Source organism: Nocardia sp. CA-145437 (assembly GCF_050956485.1).
Classification (GTDB): domain Bacteria; phylum Actinomycetota; class Actinomycetes; order Mycobacteriales; family Mycobacteriaceae; genus Nocardia.
On record NZ_CP191204.1, the window covers coordinates 2,076,307 to 2,093,589 of the forward strand.

15 protein-coding genes are annotated in these 17,283 nt (G+C 71.2%); 8 read left to right on the forward strand and 7 right to left on the reverse strand.

What is annotated here, in order from left to right:
- Positions 1-45: 45 nt before the first annotated feature.
- Positions 46-1,287: an AAA family ATPase gene (locus ACQPYY_RS09160; RefSeq protein ID WP_433593420.1), complete on the reverse strand. Its 1,242-nt coding sequence runs from the start codon at positions 1,285-1,287 to the stop codon at positions 46-48.
- Between the two features lie 268 nt (positions 1,288-1,555).
- Here ACQPYY_RS09160 and ligA point away from each other — a divergent pair, with 268 nt between their 5' ends.
- Together ligA and ACQPYY_RS09170 are read left to right on the forward strand one after the other, a co-directional pair.
- Positions 1,556-3,613 carry an NAD-dependent DNA ligase LigA gene (gene ligA, locus ACQPYY_RS09165; RefSeq protein ID WP_433594602.1) on the forward strand — a complete coding sequence of 686 codons (2,058 nt, stop codon included), beginning with the start codon at positions 1,556-1,558 and terminating at the stop codon, positions 3,611-3,613.
- Positions 3,614-3,754: 141 nt separating this feature from the next.
- A complete protein-coding gene (locus ACQPYY_RS09170) occupies positions 3,755-4,270 on the forward strand; it encodes a GNAT family N-acetyltransferase (RefSeq protein WP_433594603.1) in 516 nt (171 codons plus the stop codon).
- 127 nt (positions 4,271-4,397) lie between these two features.
- On the opposite strand, the gene ACQPYY_RS09175 is transcribed toward ACQPYY_RS09170, so the two are convergent.
- The 3 genes from ACQPYY_RS09175 to ACQPYY_RS09185 all read right to left on the reverse strand — a co-directional run bounded on the left by ACQPYY_RS09175 (position 4,398) and on the right by ACQPYY_RS09185 (position 6,317).
- Positions 4,398-5,009: a hypothetical protein gene (locus ACQPYY_RS09175; RefSeq protein ID WP_433593421.1), complete on the reverse strand. Its 612-nt coding sequence runs from the start codon at positions 5,007-5,009 to the stop codon at positions 4,398-4,400.
- Positions 5,010-5,035: 26 nt separating this feature from the next.
- Positions 5,036-5,455, reverse strand: a complete 420-nt coding sequence (locus ACQPYY_RS09180) for a hypothetical protein (RefSeq protein WP_433593422.1) — start codon at positions 5,453-5,455, stop codon at positions 5,036-5,038.
- 211 nt (positions 5,456-5,666) lie between these two features.
- Positions 5,667-6,317: an amino acid-binding protein gene (locus ACQPYY_RS09185; RefSeq protein ID WP_357096145.1), complete on the reverse strand. Its 651-nt coding sequence runs from the start codon at positions 6,315-6,317 to the stop codon at positions 5,667-5,669.
- 245 nt (positions 6,318-6,562) lie between these two features.
- Between ACQPYY_RS09185 and gatC the strand changes: the two genes are divergently transcribed.
- The 3 genes from gatC (at position 6,563) to ACQPYY_RS09200 (ending at position 10,491) form a co-directional block, all read left to right on the forward strand.
- Positions 6,563-6,862: an Asp-tRNA(Asn)/Glu-tRNA(Gln) amidotransferase subunit GatC gene (gene gatC / locus ACQPYY_RS09190; RefSeq protein ID WP_357096144.1), complete on the forward strand. Its 300-nt coding sequence runs from the start codon at positions 6,563-6,565 to the stop codon at positions 6,860-6,862.
- Positions 6,859-8,328: an Asp-tRNA(Asn)/Glu-tRNA(Gln) amidotransferase subunit GatA gene (gatA, locus tag ACQPYY_RS09195; RefSeq protein WP_433593423.1), complete on the forward strand. Its 1,470-nt coding sequence runs from the start codon at positions 6,859-6,861 to the stop codon at positions 8,326-8,328. Before gatC ends, gatA begins: the two co-directional genes overlap by 4 nt.
- Positions 8,329-8,499: 171 nt before the next feature.
- The gene (locus tag ACQPYY_RS09200) at positions 8,500-10,491 is read left to right on the forward strand and encodes an ADP-ribosylglycohydrolase family protein (RefSeq protein WP_433593424.1); all 1,992 of its coding nucleotides are present in this window, start codon (positions 8,500-8,502) and stop codon (positions 10,489-10,491) included.
- Here ACQPYY_RS09200 and ACQPYY_RS09205 read toward each other — a convergent pair.
- Both ACQPYY_RS09205 and ACQPYY_RS09210 read right to left on the reverse strand, forming a co-directional pair.
- Positions 10,452-11,744, reverse strand: coding sequence for an alpha/beta-hydrolase family protein (locus ACQPYY_RS09205; RefSeq protein WP_433593425.1), 1,293 nt, complete (start codon positions 11,742-11,744; stop codon positions 10,452-10,454). The two genes, ACQPYY_RS09200 and ACQPYY_RS09205, sit on opposite strands and share 40 nt — an antisense overlap.
- A gap of 203 nt (positions 11,745-11,947) precedes the next feature.
- Positions 11,948-12,733 carry a hypothetical protein gene (locus tag ACQPYY_RS09210; protein WP_433593426.1) on the reverse strand — a complete coding sequence of 262 codons (786 nt, stop codon included), beginning with the start codon at positions 12,731-12,733 and terminating at the stop codon, positions 11,948-11,950.
- A 166-nt stretch (positions 12,734-12,899) separates the two neighbouring features.
- Here ACQPYY_RS09210 and ACQPYY_RS09215 point away from each other — a divergent pair, with 166 nt between their 5' ends.
- The 3 genes from ACQPYY_RS09215 (at position 12,900) to ACQPYY_RS09225 (ending at position 17,073) form a co-directional block, all read left to right on the forward strand.
- A complete protein-coding gene (locus tag ACQPYY_RS09215; RefSeq protein ID WP_379101602.1) occupies positions 12,900-14,096 on the forward strand; it encodes a sensor histidine kinase in 1,197 nt (398 codons plus the stop codon).
- 95 nt (positions 14,097-14,191) lie between these two features.
- Positions 14,192-14,851 carry a response regulator gene (locus ACQPYY_RS09220; RefSeq protein ID WP_433593427.1) on the forward strand — a complete coding sequence of 220 codons (660 nt, stop codon included), beginning with the start codon at positions 14,192-14,194 and terminating at the stop codon, positions 14,849-14,851.
- 68 nt (positions 14,852-14,919) lie between these two features.
- Positions 14,920-17,073 carry a protein kinase domain-containing protein gene (locus ACQPYY_RS09225; protein ID WP_433593428.1) on the forward strand — a complete coding sequence of 718 codons (2,154 nt, stop codon included), beginning with the start codon at positions 14,920-14,922 and terminating at the stop codon, positions 17,071-17,073.
- A gap of 14 nt (positions 17,074-17,087) precedes the next feature.
- On the opposite strand, the gene ACQPYY_RS09230 is transcribed toward ACQPYY_RS09225, so the two are convergent.
- Positions 17,088-17,273 carry a hypothetical protein gene (locus tag ACQPYY_RS09230; RefSeq protein ID WP_379101608.1) on the reverse strand — a complete coding sequence of 62 codons (186 nt, stop codon included), beginning with the start codon at positions 17,271-17,273 and terminating at the stop codon, positions 17,088-17,090.
- Between the last annotated feature and the right edge of the window lie 10 nt (positions 17,274-17,283).

Genomic DNA, 17,283 nt, shown 5'->3' on the forward strand with positions numbered 1-17,283 from the left:
CATGGAGTCCATGCTAGGCGGCGTCGCGTCCGGCCCCGGGCGCGGCTAGTGGGCGGTGAGTTCGGACACGCCGTGGTGGCGGCGGAGCTGCCAGACCGTGGTGCGCTTGGACTGGGAGCGGCCGTTGCCGCGGTCGATCAGGGTGCGGTTGGCGGTGGTGAACACCAATTGCGCGCCCTGGGTATTGGTTTCGGGGTTCTGGAACAGCTGGATGAGGCTGTCGGCGGTCTCGGGGGTGAGGGCGGCGTCGATATCGTCGACCGCCAGCACGCCGCCGGTGTCGAGGGCGTCCAGCATGGGCGGGAGCAGGCGCAGCATGGCCAGGGTGGCGCTGGACTCGTCGGCGATGTCGAAGGCGGTCTCGATGCCCTCGTGGGTGAGACCCAGGCCGACGCCCCGACGGGCCACCATGCGGGAGTACAGGGCGTCGCGGGCGGCGTAGAGGTTGGCCAGTTCGCGCTGCAGCAGGGTGACGGTGATGCCGTGCTCGAGAAACATCTCCTCGGCGTAGTTGGCCGACACCGTGCAGTTCTCGATTTCCTTTGTGGTGGACGAGATGTCGGTGTCCAGGTCACGCAGGTAGTCGGCGTACATGGGATCGTCCGAGGGCAGCAGCAGATCGGTGATGCCCAGGTCGGCGCCGCGCAGCAGGGTCAGCAGCCGCACCGCGTGATCGGTGGAGCGCGAGATGTGCGAGCCGACGCGGTGCGCGATCTCCTGCGGATCCGGTTGCCCGCACTGCACTTCCAGCAGCGACTGGAACCAGCGGTAGGCGGGCACCAGCGGTTCGGCGTACAGCTGCCCGGACAGGCTGAGCAGCAGCGCGTTCGGCCGCACCAGCGGCACCACCGCACCCAGGCCGTACCGGGCGGCCTCGAACATGGGCCCGATCCGGATGTCGTCTCCGGCGCGTTCGAAGACCACCCGCTTGCGATTGTGCGGATGCGAGTGCAGCCATTCCGCCGCCACATCGGCATTGTCGAGCCGGAATCCGTAGGTGTACGGGCAGCCCTCGCCGACGAAGTTGGCCACGAATTCCGAAGGGCGATCCGAGAATCCGAGATGCGGGGTGCGGTCGGGACCGGAGTACGGGTCCCACCCGGTGACCGAGTTCAGCACGGCGTCGCGCATGCGGTCGAGCGCGTCGATGAGGCCGGTCTTGCCGGTGGCGGCCGCGCCGTACACGGCGGTGACCGGCGTGGCGACCGGTCCGCTACCCCGGGTCAGCCGCAGCTCCTGCGGTTCGGCGAGGGACCGATGGTTCGTCACCTGAAAACTACGCAACACCCTGGACATCCTGCCGGTCGCGGGTCGGAAATGCGACTCACCTTATTCGGACGTGGCGGTCGGATCGCGGGCGGGCCGCGAATGACGCTGCGCGACAGCGCGAACGGTCGCGCGCGAGGGCCGCGACGCGCTCGCGGCGACTCGGCGCTGAGCCGTTCCGGTCCCGCGCGAATGCGGCTCGACGTGCGGGAATGTTTGATCAAACCTGTCGGTGGGGCGGGATAGAGTGCCTTCTGTGAGCGAATCGGGCAGCGAATCGGGCAAGGAGATCACCGCGGCGAGCGGGGACGAGCGGGTCGAGTGGCAGCGGCTGGCGGAGGAGGTTCGCGACCATCAGTTCCGCTACTACGTGCGGGACGCGCCGATCATCACCGACGGTGAGTTCGACGAGCTGTTCAACCGGCTGGTGGCGCTCGAGGAGTCGCATCCGGATCTGCGGACTCCCGACTCGCCGACCCAGCTGGTCGGGGGCGGCTTCACGACGGCGTTCGCGCCGGTCGACCACCTGGAGCGGATGTACTCGCTGGACAATGTGTTCAACGAGGACGAGATGCGGCAGTGGATCGCCAAGGTGGAGGCCGACGCCGGCGCCGACCTGCACTACGTGTGCGAGGTGAAGATCGACGGTGTCGCGCTGAACCTGGTGTACGAGGACGGCAAGCTGGTGCGCGGCGCCACCCGCGGCGACGGCCGCACCGGTGAGGACGTCACCCTCAATGCCCGCACCATCGAGGACATCCCGCACGAGCTGGTGCACAGCGACGAGTTCCCGGTGCCGAAGCTCCTCGAGGTGCGCGGTGAGGCGTTCATGACGCTGGCCGACTTCGAGGCGCTCAACGCCGCCATCGTGGCGGAAGGCAAACCGCCGTACGCGAATCCGCGCAATACCGCGGCCGGCTCGCTGCGCCAGAAGGATCCGGCGGTGACGGCCCGGCGGCGGCTGCGCATGATCTGCCACGGCTTCGGCCGCCTGGAGGGTTTCGCGCCGGAGTCGCAGCACGAGGCGTATAGCGCGCTGGCCGCCTGGGGTCTGCCGGTGTCGGCGCACACGGTGCGGGTGCGGGGCGCGGACGCGGTGGTCGACCGCGTCAACTATTGGGGCGAGCACCGCCACGACATCGAGCACGAGATCGACGGCCAGGTCGTCAAGGTCGACGAGTTCAGCCTGCAGCGCCGCCTGGGCGCGACGTCGCGCGCGCCGCGCTGGGCCATCGCCTACAAGTATCCGCCGGAGGAGGCCACCACCAAGCTGCTCGACATTCAGGTGAATGTCGGTCGCACGGGCCGGGTTACGCCGTTCGCGGTCATGCAGCCGGTGACGGTGGCGGGTTCCACGGTCGCCATGGCGACGCTGCACAATGCCTCGGAGGTGCAGCGCAAGGGCGTGCTCATCGGCGACACCGTCACCATCCGCAAGGCCGGTGACGTGATTCCCGAGGTGCTGGGCCCGGTGGTGGACGCGCGCGACGGCTCCGAGCGCGCCTTCGTGATGCCCACGCACTGCCCCGAATGCGGCACCGAGCTGGCCCCCGCCAAGGAGGGCGACGCCGACATCCGCTGCCCCAATCAGCAGTACTGCCCGGCGCAGCTGCGGGAGCGGGTGTTCCACGTGGCCGGGCGCGGCGCGTTCGATATCGAGGCGCTGGGCTACGAGGCCGCCATCGACCTGCTCAAGTCGGGCGCGATCGCCGACGAGGGCGACCTGTTCGCGCTCGACGAGGAGACGCTGCTCACCACCACCCTGTTCACCAACAAGGCGGGCACGCTGTCGCAGAACGGCAAACGCCTGCTGGAGAATCTGGAGTCCGCCAAGGATCGCCCGCTGTGGCGCGTGCTGGTCGGCCTGTCCATCCGGCACGCGGGTCCCACCGCGGCCCGCGCCCTGGCCACCGCCTTCGGCAGTATGGACCGCATCCGCGAGGCCTCGGCCGAGGAGCTGGCCGCCACCGACGGCGTCGGCCCGACCATCGCCGCCGCGGTCACCGAATGGTTCACCGTGCCATGGCATCTCGACATCGTCGACAAGTGGGCCGCCGCCGGTGTCCGCATGGAGGACGAGCGCGACGAGTCCATCGAACGCAACCTCGAGGGCCTGTCCATCGTGGTGACCGGTTCGCTGCAGACGTTCACCCGCGACGGCGCGAAGGAAGCGATCCTGATTCGCGGCGGCAAGGCCGCCGGATCCGTCTCCAAGAAGACCGCTTTCGTGGTCATCGGCGACTCGCCCGGTTCCAAGGCCGACAAGGCGGAGGAACTCGGCGTCCCGATCCTCGACGAAGCGGGCTTCGTCAAACTCCTCGAGGGCGGCCCCGAGGCGGTTTCGTAGCGACCTCCGGGTGCCGGTGCGGTGCGTGCTCGTGCGCTGCCCGCACCGGCGGGTGTTCGAGGCCGGGCGCGGATGCCGGGCTCAGATGCGGGGCGACGGCGGGATGACGGTGTGAGATCGATCGAGGACGGAGTTGTGGTGATGGGCGCGGACGGTGCCGCCGTGGTGATTCGGGATGCCGGGGTCGAAGATTTCGCCGCGGTCGGTGAGCTGACCGTCGAGGTGTACGTGGGCGAGGGGCATGTGAATCCCCAGAGCCTGTACGTCGCGGAGCTCGCCGACACCGCCACCCGCGCGGCGTCGGCGGAGATCCTGGTGGCCGTGCGCGGCGGGGAGCTGCTCGGCTCCCTGACCATGGCCCGGCCGGGCACGCCGTTCGCCGATATCGCCCGGCCCGGGGAGCTGGAGTTCCGGATGCTCGCGGTGTCCAAGCGCGCCCGCGGCCTCGGCATCGGCCGCGCCCTGCTGGAGCGGGTGATCGAGACCGCCCGCGCCGAGGGCTTCGACGCGGTGGTTCTCACCACCATGCCGACCATGGAGGACGCCCGCCGCATGTACGACCGGTTCGGTTTCGCGCATGTGCCGGAACGCGATTGGCACACCGATTCGGGGCTGCCGCTCACGGTCATGCGGTTCGAGGTCGCGGCGGGGGACTGACTCCGGCTCCGCCGTCAGTTGCGCGAATCGCCCGCTCTATAGGACCGGGCGCGGCGGACCGGCTCGGCCGTTCGGGCCGAGTCGGCCAACCTCGCGGGCCCGCGGGGATGTCTCCCGCGGGTGGGGCTCAGGTCAGCACGCCGTCGATGCAGAGCGACGCGGTGCGCCAGGTGGGTGTGGGCCGCGCGCCGTCGAAGGTCCATCCGGCGATGGGTTCGGCGGCTTTCCACAGCAGCACGTCCCCGGGCAGCCGGACCACCTGGTACACGTCGTCGGTGCCCGGGATCAGCTGATTGCCGACGCAGTAGTCGGTGTAGCTGGTGCCGGGTTGCCGTGCGCCCGGACTGAATTGACCGATCGGACTGCCGGTCGCGCCCGGAGTCCGCACCGTGGCGGGCCGGTCGGTATCGGCACCGGCGAACCAATACGGCGCCCCGGCGTCGGTGCCGCACCGGAAGCTGGTGCCGCCCGCGATGACGGTGCTGTCCTGCGGGTAAGTCGTTCCCGCCCACAGACACCCGGCGCGGGCCCGGCGCTCGCCGGCTTCCGCCTCGGCGGTCGCGGCGAGCGGCAGCCCGGCGACGGCCAGGGCGGCGATGGCGATGGGCGCGGCGGCGGCCCGCCCGAAGCGTCGCGAGCCGCGCCGGGTGGGGATCGAGGTGGAGCGCTCGGCGATCGAGGTAGGGCGCTCGGTGGTCGAGGTGGTCGGTGCGGGTCGGTGGGGCGTCGAAGCAGGCATGGTGGCTCCCTGGTCTCGGTGCGTGGTCAGCAGTGGCTGGCGAGCGCGGGACAGACGGTGTAGCCGGAACCGTCCCGGTTCCAGGTGGGTGTCCAGGTGGCCGGGTCGCCGCCGCCCACCCGGTTCGGGAGTGGGCTCGGCGGGCGGACCGCGCCGGGTTGGCGCGGATGCTGGTTCTGGAGCACGGGATTGGTGTCCCGGTGCTGGAAGCCGAGCGGATCGCGGGCGTGGATGCCGGTGTTGTCGTTGCCGTGAGTGACGATGCCGGGCCGGTTGCCGCGGTCCCCGGACGACCGCGACGGGTCGGAGGATCCGGGTGACGTGCCGCCGTGCGTGGACGGTTCGGCGGATGCCTGTCCCGCGGCGAGCACGGTGGCGCCGGCCAGCGGGGCCAGGATCAGGCCGATGCGGCGGAGGTGGGGTCGTGGTCGATGGGCGTGCTGCATGGCGTCATTGCCTCTCTGCGCGGCGTCTCGGCCGTTCCTTATCTACTAAGTGAGACCGTAGATGATCTACGTAGGTGAATAGTAGATAAAACCTGGGAATCTACTGAGTTCCTACGTAGGAAACGGGAGGCGCGCAGCGGCCCGCCAATGCGAAACGCCCCCACCGGATCTCCGGTAGGGGCGCGAAACGCGAGGTGAAAGGGGGTGTGGCTCAGCCCAGCACGGTCGCGACGATGCCGGCCAGGTAGCCCAGTCGAGCCACCTCCGAGGGCCGGAAGTCCGGTCCGCCCGGGCGGCCCAGCAACAGCACCTTGCCGGTGTTGCCGAGTGGCGCGGCCGCCAGTTTGGTGTCCATGTCCTTCCATAGATCCGGTACCCAGTCGGCGTCGCCATCGAGCACCGACGGCTTCTCCAGGGGCATCCACGGTGCGGAGGCGGCCTGTGTGGACGGCGCGCTCTGGGAGCCCACCACCCGGTAGGCGCCCTGCGGTCCCATGTCGATCACGGTCGACCAGCCGACCCGCAGCACCCGGGGCGCACCGTCGACGAGCACCTGCAACCGGTCGTCGCGTGCGTTGGCGACCTGGTCGATGAGCTCGAGTTCGCGGTGGGTGTCGAGGATCCCCGAGTACGGCCGCAGCGAATCCACTTGCACATCGTGCAGTGATTCGGCGGCGGTGATGAGGGTGTCGGGCAATGCGCCCGTCGGCACCTCGACGACGATGTCGTCGATCGCGAAGCCGTCGCCGCGCTCGACGACATCCAGCGAGAGGATGTCCGCGCCAACGGAACCCAGTGCCAGCGCCAGCGATCCGAGACTCCCTGGGCGATCCGGAAGTTGCACGCGAAGCAGGTATGACACGTGCCTTCCTTTCTTTACTGTGCGACCGAAACTTTCCGACGGGTACCCGAGTCCCGCAATACTTACACCCTCGAGAGCCCGTTATCGAATCGAAGCATCCGCTGTGACGTGGGCCACCTACCGGTGGGTCACACATTGATGGTGCCAGGTCCGGCGCGTACCTGCGACCGGTGGCCGAAGGTGAACCCACTAGGCTGTCGGATGGCCAATCACCTAGCTCGAACCATGCCGAAAGGGGTCCCGCGGTGCCCGCCATCTCCAGGGACGAGGTAGCCCACCTCGCCCGGCTGTCCCGGCTCGCTTTGACGGACGACGAACTCGATCTGTACGCCGGTCAGCTGGATTCCATCCTGACCCACGTCGCACAGATCTCGCAGGTCGCCGCCGCCGATGTGCCCGCCACCGCATCCCCGAATCCGGAGACCAACGTGACGCGCCCGGATGTGCCGCGCCCGTGCCTGACTCCGGACGAGGCGCTCGCCATGGCCCCGGCCGTCGAGGAGCAGCGGTTCATGGTTCCGCAGATTCTGGGAGAGGGCGAATGACGGACCTGACCAAGCTGTCCGCGGCGGAACTCGCGGACAAGATCCACGCCCGCGAGGTGTCCTCGGTCGAGGTCACCGAGGCCCACATCCGCCGCATCGCCGAGGTCGACGGGGAGATCAACGCCTTCCTGCACGTCGCGGGCGAGCAGGCGCTGGTCACCGCCGCCGAGGTGGACCGCCAGGTCGCCGCCGGGACCGTGGCCTCGCCGCTGGCCGGTGTTCCCTTGGCGCTCAAGGACGTTTTCACCACCGTCGACATGCCGACCACCTGTGGGTCGAAGATGCTCGAGGGCTGGGTGTCGCCCTACGACGCGACGCTGACCACCAAGCTGCGCGAGGCGGGCATCCCGATCCTCGGCAAGACGAACATGGACGAGTTCGCCATGGGTTCGTCGACCGAGAACTCGGCGTACGGCCCGACCCGCAATCCCTGGGACACCGAACGGATTCCGGGCGGCTCGGGTGGTGGCTCGGCCGCCGCGCTGGCCTCCTTCCAGGCTCCGCTGGCGATCGGCACCGACACCGGCGGCTCGATCCGCCAGCCCGCCGCGGTCACCGCGACCGTCGGCACCAAGCCGACCTACGGCACCGTGTCCCGCTTCGGCCTGGTCGCCTGCGCGTCCTCGCTGGATCAGGGTGGCCCGTGCGGTCGCACCGTGCTGGACACCGCGCTGCTGCACGAGGTCATCGCCGGGTACGACCCGCGTGACTCCACCTCCCGCAACGTGCCGGTGCCGCCGGTGGTCGCCGCAGCCCGCGAGGGCGCCAAGGGCGACCTGTCGGGCCTGAAAGTCGGTGTGGTGCGCGAGCTTCACTCCGACAGCTACCAGCCCGGCGTCCTCGCCTCCTTCGACGCCGCGGTCGCGCAGCTGAAGGAGCTGGGCGCCGAGGTGATCGAGGTGTCGTGCCCGCACTTCGAGTACGCGCTGCCCGCCTACTACCTGATCCTGCCGTCGGAGGTGTCGTCGAACCTGGCGCGCTTCGACGCCATGCGGTACGGCCTGCGCGTCGGCGACGACGGCACCCACTCGGCCGAGCAGGTCATGTCCATGACCCGTGAGGCCGGACTGGGCCCGGAGGTCAAGCGCCGCATCATGATCGGCACCTACGCGCTGTCCTCGGGCTACTACGAGGCCTACTACGGCCAGGCCAACAAGGTCCGCAACCTGATCGCGCAGGACTTCGACAAGGCGTACGAGACGGTCGACGTGCTGGTGTCGCCGACCAGTCCGTTCACCCCGTGGAAGCTGGGCGAGAAGGTCAACGACCCGCTGGCCATGTACCTCTCGGACCTGTGCACGCTGCCCACCAACCTGGCCGGGCACTGCGCCATGTCGGTGCCGTCCGGGCTCAGCGCGGACGACGGCCTCCCGGTCGGTCTGCAGATCATGGCCCCGGCGCTGGCCGACGACCGCCTGTACCGGGTCGGTGCGGCCTACGAGGCGGCCCGCGGCCCGATCGCCTGATCGGTCCGATCCCGCAAGCGAATTCGGCCCCCGCCGGTGTCGACCGGCGGGGGCCGTTCGCTGTCCGCGGCGGTGGCGGGTCCTTCCGGCCGATCCGGCATTGCCTGCGACGCGTCGGTCCCGACCGGTAGGCTGGCAGCGTTTCGGCGTGTGTGAAGGGTTTGTCAGGGGATGTTGCGACGCGGCGAAGTCTTCGCGGGCTACGTGATCGAGCGCGAAGTGGGCCGTGGCGGAATGGGTTCGGTCTACGCGGCCCGCCACCCTCGGCTCCCGCGGCTGATCGCGCTCAAACTGCTGCACCGGGAGATGTTCGGCGACAACGAGACCCGGCAGCGCTTCGAGCGTGAGGCCGATGTGATCTCCCAGCTCGACCACCCCAACATCATCACCGTCTTCGACCGCGGCGACGAGGGTGAACAGCTGTGGATCGCCATGCAGTACGTGGACGGCGTCGACGGCGCGTCCATCGACCCCTTCGACCTGCCCCCGGACCGGGCGGTCGAGATCATCGTGCAGACCGCGGCCGCACTGGATTACGCGCACGCGCGCGGCGTCCTGCACCGCGACGTGAAGCCCGCCAACCTGCTGCTGTCGCGCTCCGGCGGTATCGGCACCGGCTTCGCCGAACGGGTCCTGCTCAGCGACTTCGGCATCGCCCGGGTGCTCGACGACACCGCGCACCTGACCCGCACCGGCATGCTCAACGCCACCCTCGCCTACGCCTCCCCGGAGCAGCTGACCTCCGCGCCCATGGGGCCGCGCTCGGACCAGTACTCCTTGGCCTGCACACTGTTCCGGCTGCTCACCGGGCGCGGGCCCTTCGACGCGCCGAACATCGCGACCGTCATGCTCGGGCACTTGCAGTCCCCGCCGCCCCCGGCGAGCCAGTTCCGGCGCGACGTGCCCGCCGAACTGGACACGGTGCTGCGGCGCGCGTTGTCCAAGGACCCGCGCGACCGCTACGAGACCTGCTACGAATTCGCCCGGGCCGCATGGGAGACGGTCGCCGAACCGGTGTCCCTGGTCCGGCGGCCCCGCGCGGCGGCCGCCGACCGGCTGCCCCGCGAGGACACCGTGCGCGGCTGCCTGTTCGGCGGCGCCATCGGGGACGCGCTGGGCGCGCCGATCGAAACCATGCTGCTGCGGAACATCCAGCTGCGCTACGGAAGTCAGGGCGTCACCGGTGAGGGCGGCGGCTACAAGGGCCGCATCTCCGACGAGACCCAGCTGACGCTGTTCACCATGGAGGCGCTGATCCGCAGCGCGCGTGTGCGGGCTCGCGGCAATGCCGCGGCCGTCGGCATGATCCAGGAGAACCTGCTGGTGTGGCTGCGCGGGCAGGGCCAGGCCGCGGTGCCCGAACAGCCGGTGCCGTTGCAGAGCGGGCTGACCATGTATCCGGAGCTGATGACCTACCGGGGTCCCACCCAGACCACCATCTCGGCCATGCTGCGCGCGGCCGCCCGGCAGCGGCCGGGCACGCCGCTGGGCACCCGCGACCATCCGATCAACGACTCCAAGGGCTGTGCGGCCGTGGTGCGTTCCGCGCCCTGCGGATTCACCCCGTCGCTCGAGCACGCCTTCGAATTGGCCTGCGACGCGGCGGCCCTCACCCACGGCAACCCGAGCGGCTGGCTGCCGGCGGGCACCTTCGCGGCCACCGTGTACGGGCTGGGCCGGGGACTGGACGTGCGGACCGCGGTGGAACAGGCCCGCGCGCAGCTGGTCCGGAACCGGAACCACGAGGAGACCTCCGAGGCGCTCGACGCGGCCGTGCGGCTGGCCGACACCGTCGCCTTCCGGGGGCGGCCCATGCCCGCGCCCGGGCTGCTGGAACGACTGGGCAGCGGCGTCATCGGCTCCGAGGCGCTCGCGCTGGCCGTGTGCGCGGCGGTGTGCGCCGAGAACGTCGGCGGCACACCGGAAGAGATCTTCCGCAACGGCGTGCTGCTGGCGGTCAACCACTCCGGGGACAGTGATTCCACCGGGTCCATCTGCGGCGCGCTGCTCGGGGCCCGCCTGGGCGCGGACGCCATCCCGGAGGTCTGGCGGGCTCGGCTCGACGCGGCCGCCGCCATCGACCGGCTGGTCGCGGACTTCACCCGCGAAGTCCGCGAACCGACTCAGCAGCCCGGCAGTACCGTGCCCTGGTCGACGCCGTAACGGTGCCCGTGACCGGCCGGAGCGTCCAGCGCGCCCAGCAGGTCGGCGGAGGTCTGCAGGAAGCTCACCACCGGAAACCACGGCGGGACCGGAGCATCCGGTCGGGTGCCGGCGAGATCCGGTGCGCGCCACAGCAGGGACGGCGACCAGCGCACCACCGGATCGGAGGCATTGGCCAGCACCGCCGCCCGCCCGTGCCGCACCTGGCCGCCCGGCGGACCCGCCCAGAGCGCGCCGCAGGTACGGCGGTCCAGGTCGGCGTCATCGGTGAACACCGCGCTGCCGCCCAGCGCGCCCAGGCTCTGCCCGTAGATGTAGAGCTTCGGCGGATCCGGCAGTGTCGAGATCCGTTGTTCGACAGCCCGGAACAGGGCCCGCGCCGACTCCTCGGCGGCATTGCGCCCGAAGACGAAGGTGACCCAGCTGGGCGCGTCCGAGTACTGCAATCCGACCAGCGCCACATCCCCGCCGAACCGCGCGTCCAGTCCCTTGGCGGCATCGCTGTCGATCCACCCGGACCCGGTCGGCACGGTCACCACCAGATTCCGCCGTTCGAACCCACCCGTCCGCTCCAGCTCCCGCACCGCCAGCGCCACCCGCGCCTCCAGCCCCGCCGCCGAGCTCAACCCGACGTACACCCGCACCGCCCGCGCCGGCGTCCCCGCCACGAACCGCCGTCCCTGCGCCCCCAGCGACGGCCAGCTCGCCATCGACACCGGACTCCCCGACCGGGTCGGTGAATCCGGTTGCACCAGCGCCGGATCCACGAACGAATCCGCCGCCGCGTACGCCGCCCGCCGCCACTCCACCACACTCGGCACCACCATCAGCTGCGCCGCCACCCCCAGCGCCACCCCCGCCGCGATGCTCCGCGCCCGCCCCAACCGGCGCACCACCCACCGCACCCCGTGCGCCAGACCCACCACCACCGCCACGATCGGCACCGTCCACGCCAGCCACTGCACCCAGTACCCCGGCCCGATACCCCCGACCCCCATGGCATTCCGCAGCGAGTTCTGCCAATGCTCCGCATACCCCATCGCACCCCCGACCAGCCCCGTCCCCGCGACGGCCACCGGAACCCGCCACCGCACCAGCCGCTCCACCCCGAACCGAGTCCAGCGCAACACCAGCCGAACGATCCCCGCCACCGCCAGTCCGGTCAGCACCAGCAGCGCGGTCACGATCGCCTGCGCCGACGGTGTGCGCGGCAGCAAGCCCGGCGCCAGCGACACCAGCGTCCCGCCCGCCATCGCAGCGCTCGTCCCGACCCGTGGCGCGTGGAACCATGTCCATCCCGATGCCCTACCGGACCGGCGCGCGGCAGCACCATTTCTCCCCGTCGGGGCGTTGCCCGGTGTGGGTCCGGTGCGATCGCCCGACTTCCGTAGCGCGACGGTCGCATCCGTACGCACCCGCTCGGGGCGCACGCGACGAGCGGCGTGCCCGGCGGGGATCACAGCGCCACCGCCGAGGCGGTACCGGCGATCGCGACGCCGCGTTCCCGAGCCGCCGTGCCACGGCGGGAGCGGGTACGGCGCACCAGAACGGTTGCCGCGGACGCCAGTCCGGCGACTCCAGCTCCGGCCGCACCGAGGGCGGCGGGCGTGGGGCCCGCGCCGGTGTGCTCGAAGAACGGCTCGTAGACGGGGCTTCCGTAGTTCTGGCGGATGGAATTCAGGTCCACGGCCGTCGCGGCGATGGTCGCCATGACCTGGCACCGGGTGCGCGATATCGCGTCCTCGCGGGCTGCGCAGGCGGCATGCATGCGCTGTTCCAGCGCGGCGTCCACGGATCGGCGAGCCCAGGGACCCAGCGGCTGGCCGTGGGCGGCGGCGTAGCGCAGCAGGTCGTAGCCGAGGTCGTGGGATTTGCAGGCCAGGTCGAATTCGGCCGGGAGAGGGATGGGGGAGGAGCAGTCACCCTCCGGGTCGAGGAGCATGCCCGCCTCGACGACGGGGCGGTACCCGGCCGCGGCCGCGAAGTCGTCGGGGATCGCGGTGGAATTCGGTCGCGCGGCGATCGACTCCAGCAGGCTCGCTCGGGCCGACGAGCTCTCGGGCCGGCGCGGCAGGTCGGCCGCCGCGCCGGCGGCCGGGGCGAACGCGACGCCGACCGTGCACACGACGGCGGCCGCCGCCGCGAGCGCGCCGTAGCGGCGGAGCCCGGCGGAGTCGTGTGACGGGAGGACGGACGAGGGGGAACGGGGCGAATTCCTGCGGGAAATCGGGAACGCTCTCATGGGGATCGACGCTAGGAATCGGCCTCCGACCGGGGCGTCAGCCTGTGGGGCGGTTGCGTCGTGGGCGGTGCGGGGGACACCCGTGCCGGTGTCGTACCGGGGTAGGGGTGGGAGATCACTCAGGGGTATGACGTGCGGGCCGGGCGGAGTCTCTACCGTCGATGGCATGGGTGGAAAGTTGTCAGGGCAGGCCCGGGTGGCACGGGCGCGGCAGTGGTTCGACGGATTCACGGTGCTGCTCGCGCTCATCTTCATCGCGGTGGCGTGGCCGACACTGCATCTGACCCACAAGGTGCCCGCGGCCGCGGCGCCGTTCATCGCCGGGTTCGCGGCGTTCCCGATTCTGCTGGTGCGGGTGAATCCGCCACTGGGCTGGGCGGTTTCGGCCGGGTCGGCGCTGCTGATCACGCTGGCCGTGCCGCATCAGCCGGGAAACACCATCCCCTTCCAGGTGGTGCACATTCTGGCGCTGTTCGCCCTGGTGTTCGCGGTGGCGGTGCGCGCGCCCATCCGGATCGTGGGCGTGGTGTGGCTGTCGACCTCGCTGCTGTTCGCCACCGCCATGGCTCAGACCGGCGACAGTTTCGCCGAGTCCGGTTTCGGCTGGCCGCTGGCCATCACCGGGCTGGTGGTGTTCGGCCTGCTCATCCGGTGGGTGGTGCTGTCGCGGCGGGCGCTGCTGAAGTCGGAGGAGGAGACCGAGCTGGAGCGGGCCCGGCGCGCGATCCTGGAGGAGAAGGCGCGCATCGCCCGCGACCTGCACGACGTGGTGGCCCACCACATGTCGATGGTGGTGGTGCAGGCGCAGACCGCGCCGTACCGGATCGACGGGCTCTCGGCCGAGGCCCGCGCCGAATTCGAATCCATCGGGACGGGTGCGCGGGCCGCGCTCAACGAGATTCGCGGCATGCTGGGCGTGCTGCGCAGCGACGGGCAGCTGCCCGAGCACGCGCCGCAGCCCTCCGCCGCCGACCTGCCGGGCCTGCTGGAGGGCGCGCAACGGGCCGGGGTGCCGCTCACCTGGACCGTCGACGGCGAGCTCGGCGCGGTGCCGGAGACCACCGGGCTGGCGCTGTACCGGATCGTGCAGGAGTCGCTGGCCAATGCCTCGCGGCACGCGCCGGGCGCGGCGGTGCGGGTGCGCATCGCCTGCACGCACGAGCTCACGCTGACCGTCGGCAATGATCGCCCGATCGCGGTGCGCACCGGCGACCACTCCGCCGCGGCGGGCTCCGGTATCGCGGGCATGCAGACCCGCGCGGCGGCGGTCGGGGGCGTGCTCACCGCCGGACCCCGGTCCGACGGCGGCTTCGACGTCCACGCCCGGCTGCCCTTGAACGCCCTCACGCCCGTCACGCTGTAAACCAGGTCCCTACCCGGCCGGGGTGCGAAGTTGTCTTCGTGACGGCCGTTCCGCCCCCGGCATGGCAAACTCGGTTGCGTGCGTGAGGTGGGACTGTGGCGATAACCGTGTTGATCGCCGACGACCAGGCGATGGTGCGGCAGGGGTTCGGGGCCTTGCTGGCCGCGCAGCCCGACATCAGCGTGATCGGTGACGCTCCGGACGGGAAAACCGCTGTGGCCGAAGCGAAACGGCTGCGGCCGGACGTGGTGCTCATGGACGTGCGCATGCCCGAGATGAACGGGCTCGACGCGGCCAAGGTGATTCTCGACGCCGGATTCGACCCGCCGGTGCGGGTGCTCATGCTGACCACCTTCGACATCGACGACTACGTGTACGAGGCGCTCGGCATCGGCGCGAGCGGCTTCCTGCTCAAGGACGCGCCCGCCGAGGAACTGGTGCGCGCCGTGCGAGTGGTGGCCGCCGGGGACGCGCTGCTCGCGCCCACCGTGACGCGCCGGCTCATCGCCGACGTCACCAGCCGCCGGACCCGGCGCGCGCCCGCCCCGCAGCTGTCGGTGCTCACCCCGCGCGAGCGGGAGGTGCTGGAACTGGTGGCGCGCGGCATGTCCAATGCCGAGATCGCCGAAAGCCTGTTCGTGGCGGAACAAACCGTGAAGACGCACGTGTCGAAGGTGTTCACCAAACTGAACCTGCGCGATCGGGCGCAGGCGGTGGTGCTGGCCTACGAATCCGGACTGGTGACCCCCGGCTGACCTGCCCCGACAGCGTTTCGGCGGGTAGGCTCACGGATTTGTACGTCACCGGAAGGGGGTCGTGGACAGTGCTGAATGGCGGTGACGTGTTCGCCGGGTTCACCATCGAACGACTGCTCGGTCAGGGCGGGATGGGCTCGGTGTATCTGGCCCGGCATCCGCGCCTGGGCAAGCTGACGGCACTGAAGCTGCTGAACCGGGAACTGTACGCGGACACCGAGATCCGCGCCCGCTTCGAGCGCGAGGCGGATCTGGTCGCGCGGCTGGACCACCCCAATATCGTGGAGGTGTACGACCGCGGCACCGAGAACGAGATGCTGTGGATCTCCATGCAGTACGTGGACGGGGTCGACGCGGCGGGCGTGAACGTGGCCACGCTGCCCCCGGAGCGCGCGGTGCAGGTGATCGAGGGCGTCGCCGACGCCCTGGACTACGCGCACGGGATGGGCGTCCTGCACCGGGATGTGAAGCCCGCCAACATCATTCTGGCCCGCGCCGTCGCCGGCCACGGTGAACGCGTCTTCCTCACCGACTTCGGCATTGCCCGCCTGCGGGAGGACTCCACCCACCTCACCCAGGCCGGGATGTTCACCGCCACTCTGGCCTACGCCTCGCCCGAACAGATGACCGGCGCCCACCTCGACCCCACCACCGACCAGTACTCCCTGGCCTGTGCCCTGTACTGGCTCCTGATCGGGGCGGGCCCCTTCGATTCCCCGCACCCCGGCGAACTGATCCGCGGCCACCTCCAGCTCCTCCCGCCCCCGGTCAGCCTCCGCCGCCCCGGCCTCTCCCCGGCCATGGACGCCGTCCTCACCAAAGCCATGGCCAAACGCCCCGCCGACCGTTTCCCCACCTGCACCGACTTCGCCAACGCCGCCCGCCGAGCCCTCTCCGGCCCCCCGGCCCAGCACCCCGCCTACCCCAACCCGCCCGCCCCCCAACCGAACTACGCCCAGCCCTACCCCGCCCCGCCGTACCAGGCCCCGCCCGCCGCCTACCCGCCCCCGGCGGTCCCCCCGAACCCACAGCCCTACCCCGCGCCACCCGCCGCCGCCCAGCCTCCGGTCGCACCGAACTACCCGGCATCCCAGCAACCGGCCGCGGCGCCCAATTACCCCGCGCCGCAAGCGCAGTCCGGCCAGCCCGTCTTGCCTCCGCCGGTAGGGCCCGCCTATCCGGTGCCGCCGCCGTCCCCGGCCGTGCCCTCCGCGTATCCCGCGCCGGTCCAACCGGCCGCCGGGACACCGGTCCCCCCGGCGGCACACGAGGCTGACCGGGTCGGTTCCGGCCCGACCGTTCGCCCGCACCCCCAGGCGCCGGAGCCCGCTGCCGCCGGTCCATCCCTGCCACCGCAATCGGCGCCCGCCGGTACACCGCCTTTCCTCGGGTACACGCCGCAGGTCCCGGGGCAGCCGGAGACGCAGGTTCAGGGCCCATCCCAGCCAGGCGGCGCCGGTTACCCAGCGGCGCAGCAAGTCCCGGGTGCGCCGCAGACTCCTGCGGTGGCCGTGCGGCCCGCCGTGGTGGCCGAACAGGTCGGGTCGGCGCCGAGGTATCGTCCGCAGCCGTCGGGGGATGAGGTGTGGCAGCGGCCGACCGATGTCGTTGCGCAGCCGGTGGTTTCGGCGACGCCTTCCGGCACGGAGGTCGAGAAGGCGGTGCATGGGGCGGAGTCGGCTGGTGGGGGCGTTGCCGCCGATTCGGCGTCGGAATCGTCTGTTTCGACGGATCTCGAGGCGGTGGTGGCCGATTCGCCGACCGGCGCGGTGGACGGTTCCGGATCGACGGGTGGCGACGCGGCGACGCACACTGGTGATTCGGTCGGCGCCGAGGCCGAGGACACGCCCGAGTCGGTAACCGGCGGCGGGGACGAGGCGGGCGGGATGTCGCGGCATCCGGATTCGGGGGCGTTCGTACCCGCTGGTGCGGACCCCTCCGCCGGTGGCGCGGTGCGGCCCGCGCCTGCGACGGAGTTCGTTGTGGCCGAGCCGGTTTCGAGTGGTGCCGGCGAGATGGGGGCGTCCGGGCCGGTGGGGATGCCGGGGCATCAGGGGTACGGGCCGCCACCGTTCGGGGTGGGGCCGGTGCGGCCGGCGGTGATTCCGGCGGCCGGGCAGCGGGTGGGAGCCTCGCAGGCCACCGCGTTGGTGGTGCTGGGGCTCGCCGTGTTGGCGCTGGTGCTGCTGGTGGCCGTGACCGTCGTGGTGGTGTCGGGCTAGGCGGCCGGGCCGGTTCAGGGGCGGGGATATCGGGCGCGGTCGCCGAGGACCATTTGCCCTTTGTCGACGAGGATTTGGCGGGCTCGGCGGCGGACCAGGCAGTTGTCCACGGTGCAGAACTTGTGGATCTGCATGGCTTGATGGGCCTGGGGCAGGCCCAGGTCGCCGGGGTCCATTGTGCAGTCGAACAGATACATCATGGGTGTCCAC

Bases quoted from the DNA above. Each gene is read 5' to 3' on its own strand.
- ACQPYY_RS09170 (WP_433594603.1), top strand. From the start codon at position 3,755: ATGGGCGCGGACGGTGCCGCCGTGGTGATTCGGGATGCCGGGGTCGAA.
- ACQPYY_RS09175 (WP_433593421.1), bottom strand. From the start codon at position 5,009: ATGCCTGCTTCGACGCCCCACCGACCCGCACCGACCACCTCGACCACC.
- ACQPYY_RS09180 (WP_433593422.1), bottom strand. From the start codon at position 5,455: ATGCAGCACGCCCATCGACCACGACCCCACCTCCGCCGCATCGGCCTG.
- gatA (WP_433593423.1), top strand. From the start codon at position 6,859: ATGACGGACCTGACCAAGCTGTCCGCGGCGGAACTCGCGGACAAGATC.
- ACQPYY_RS09200 (WP_433593424.1), top strand. From the start codon at position 8,500: ATGTTGCGACGCGGCGAAGTCTTCGCGGGCTACGTGATCGAGCGCGAA.
- ACQPYY_RS09205 (WP_433593425.1), bottom strand. From the start codon at position 11,744: ATGGCGGGCGGGACGCTGGTGTCGCTGGCGCCGGGCTTGCTGCCGCGC.
- ACQPYY_RS09210 (WP_433593426.1), bottom strand. From the start codon at position 12,733: ATGAGAGCGTTCCCGATTTCCCGCAGGAATTCGCCCCGTTCCCCCTCG.
- ACQPYY_RS09215 (WP_379101602.1), top strand. From the start codon at position 12,900: ATGGGTGGAAAGTTGTCAGGGCAGGCCCGGGTGGCACGGGCGCGGCAG.
- ACQPYY_RS09230 (WP_379101608.1), bottom strand. From the start codon at position 17,273: ATGATGTATCTGTTCGACTGCACAATGGACCCCGGCGACCTGGGCCTG.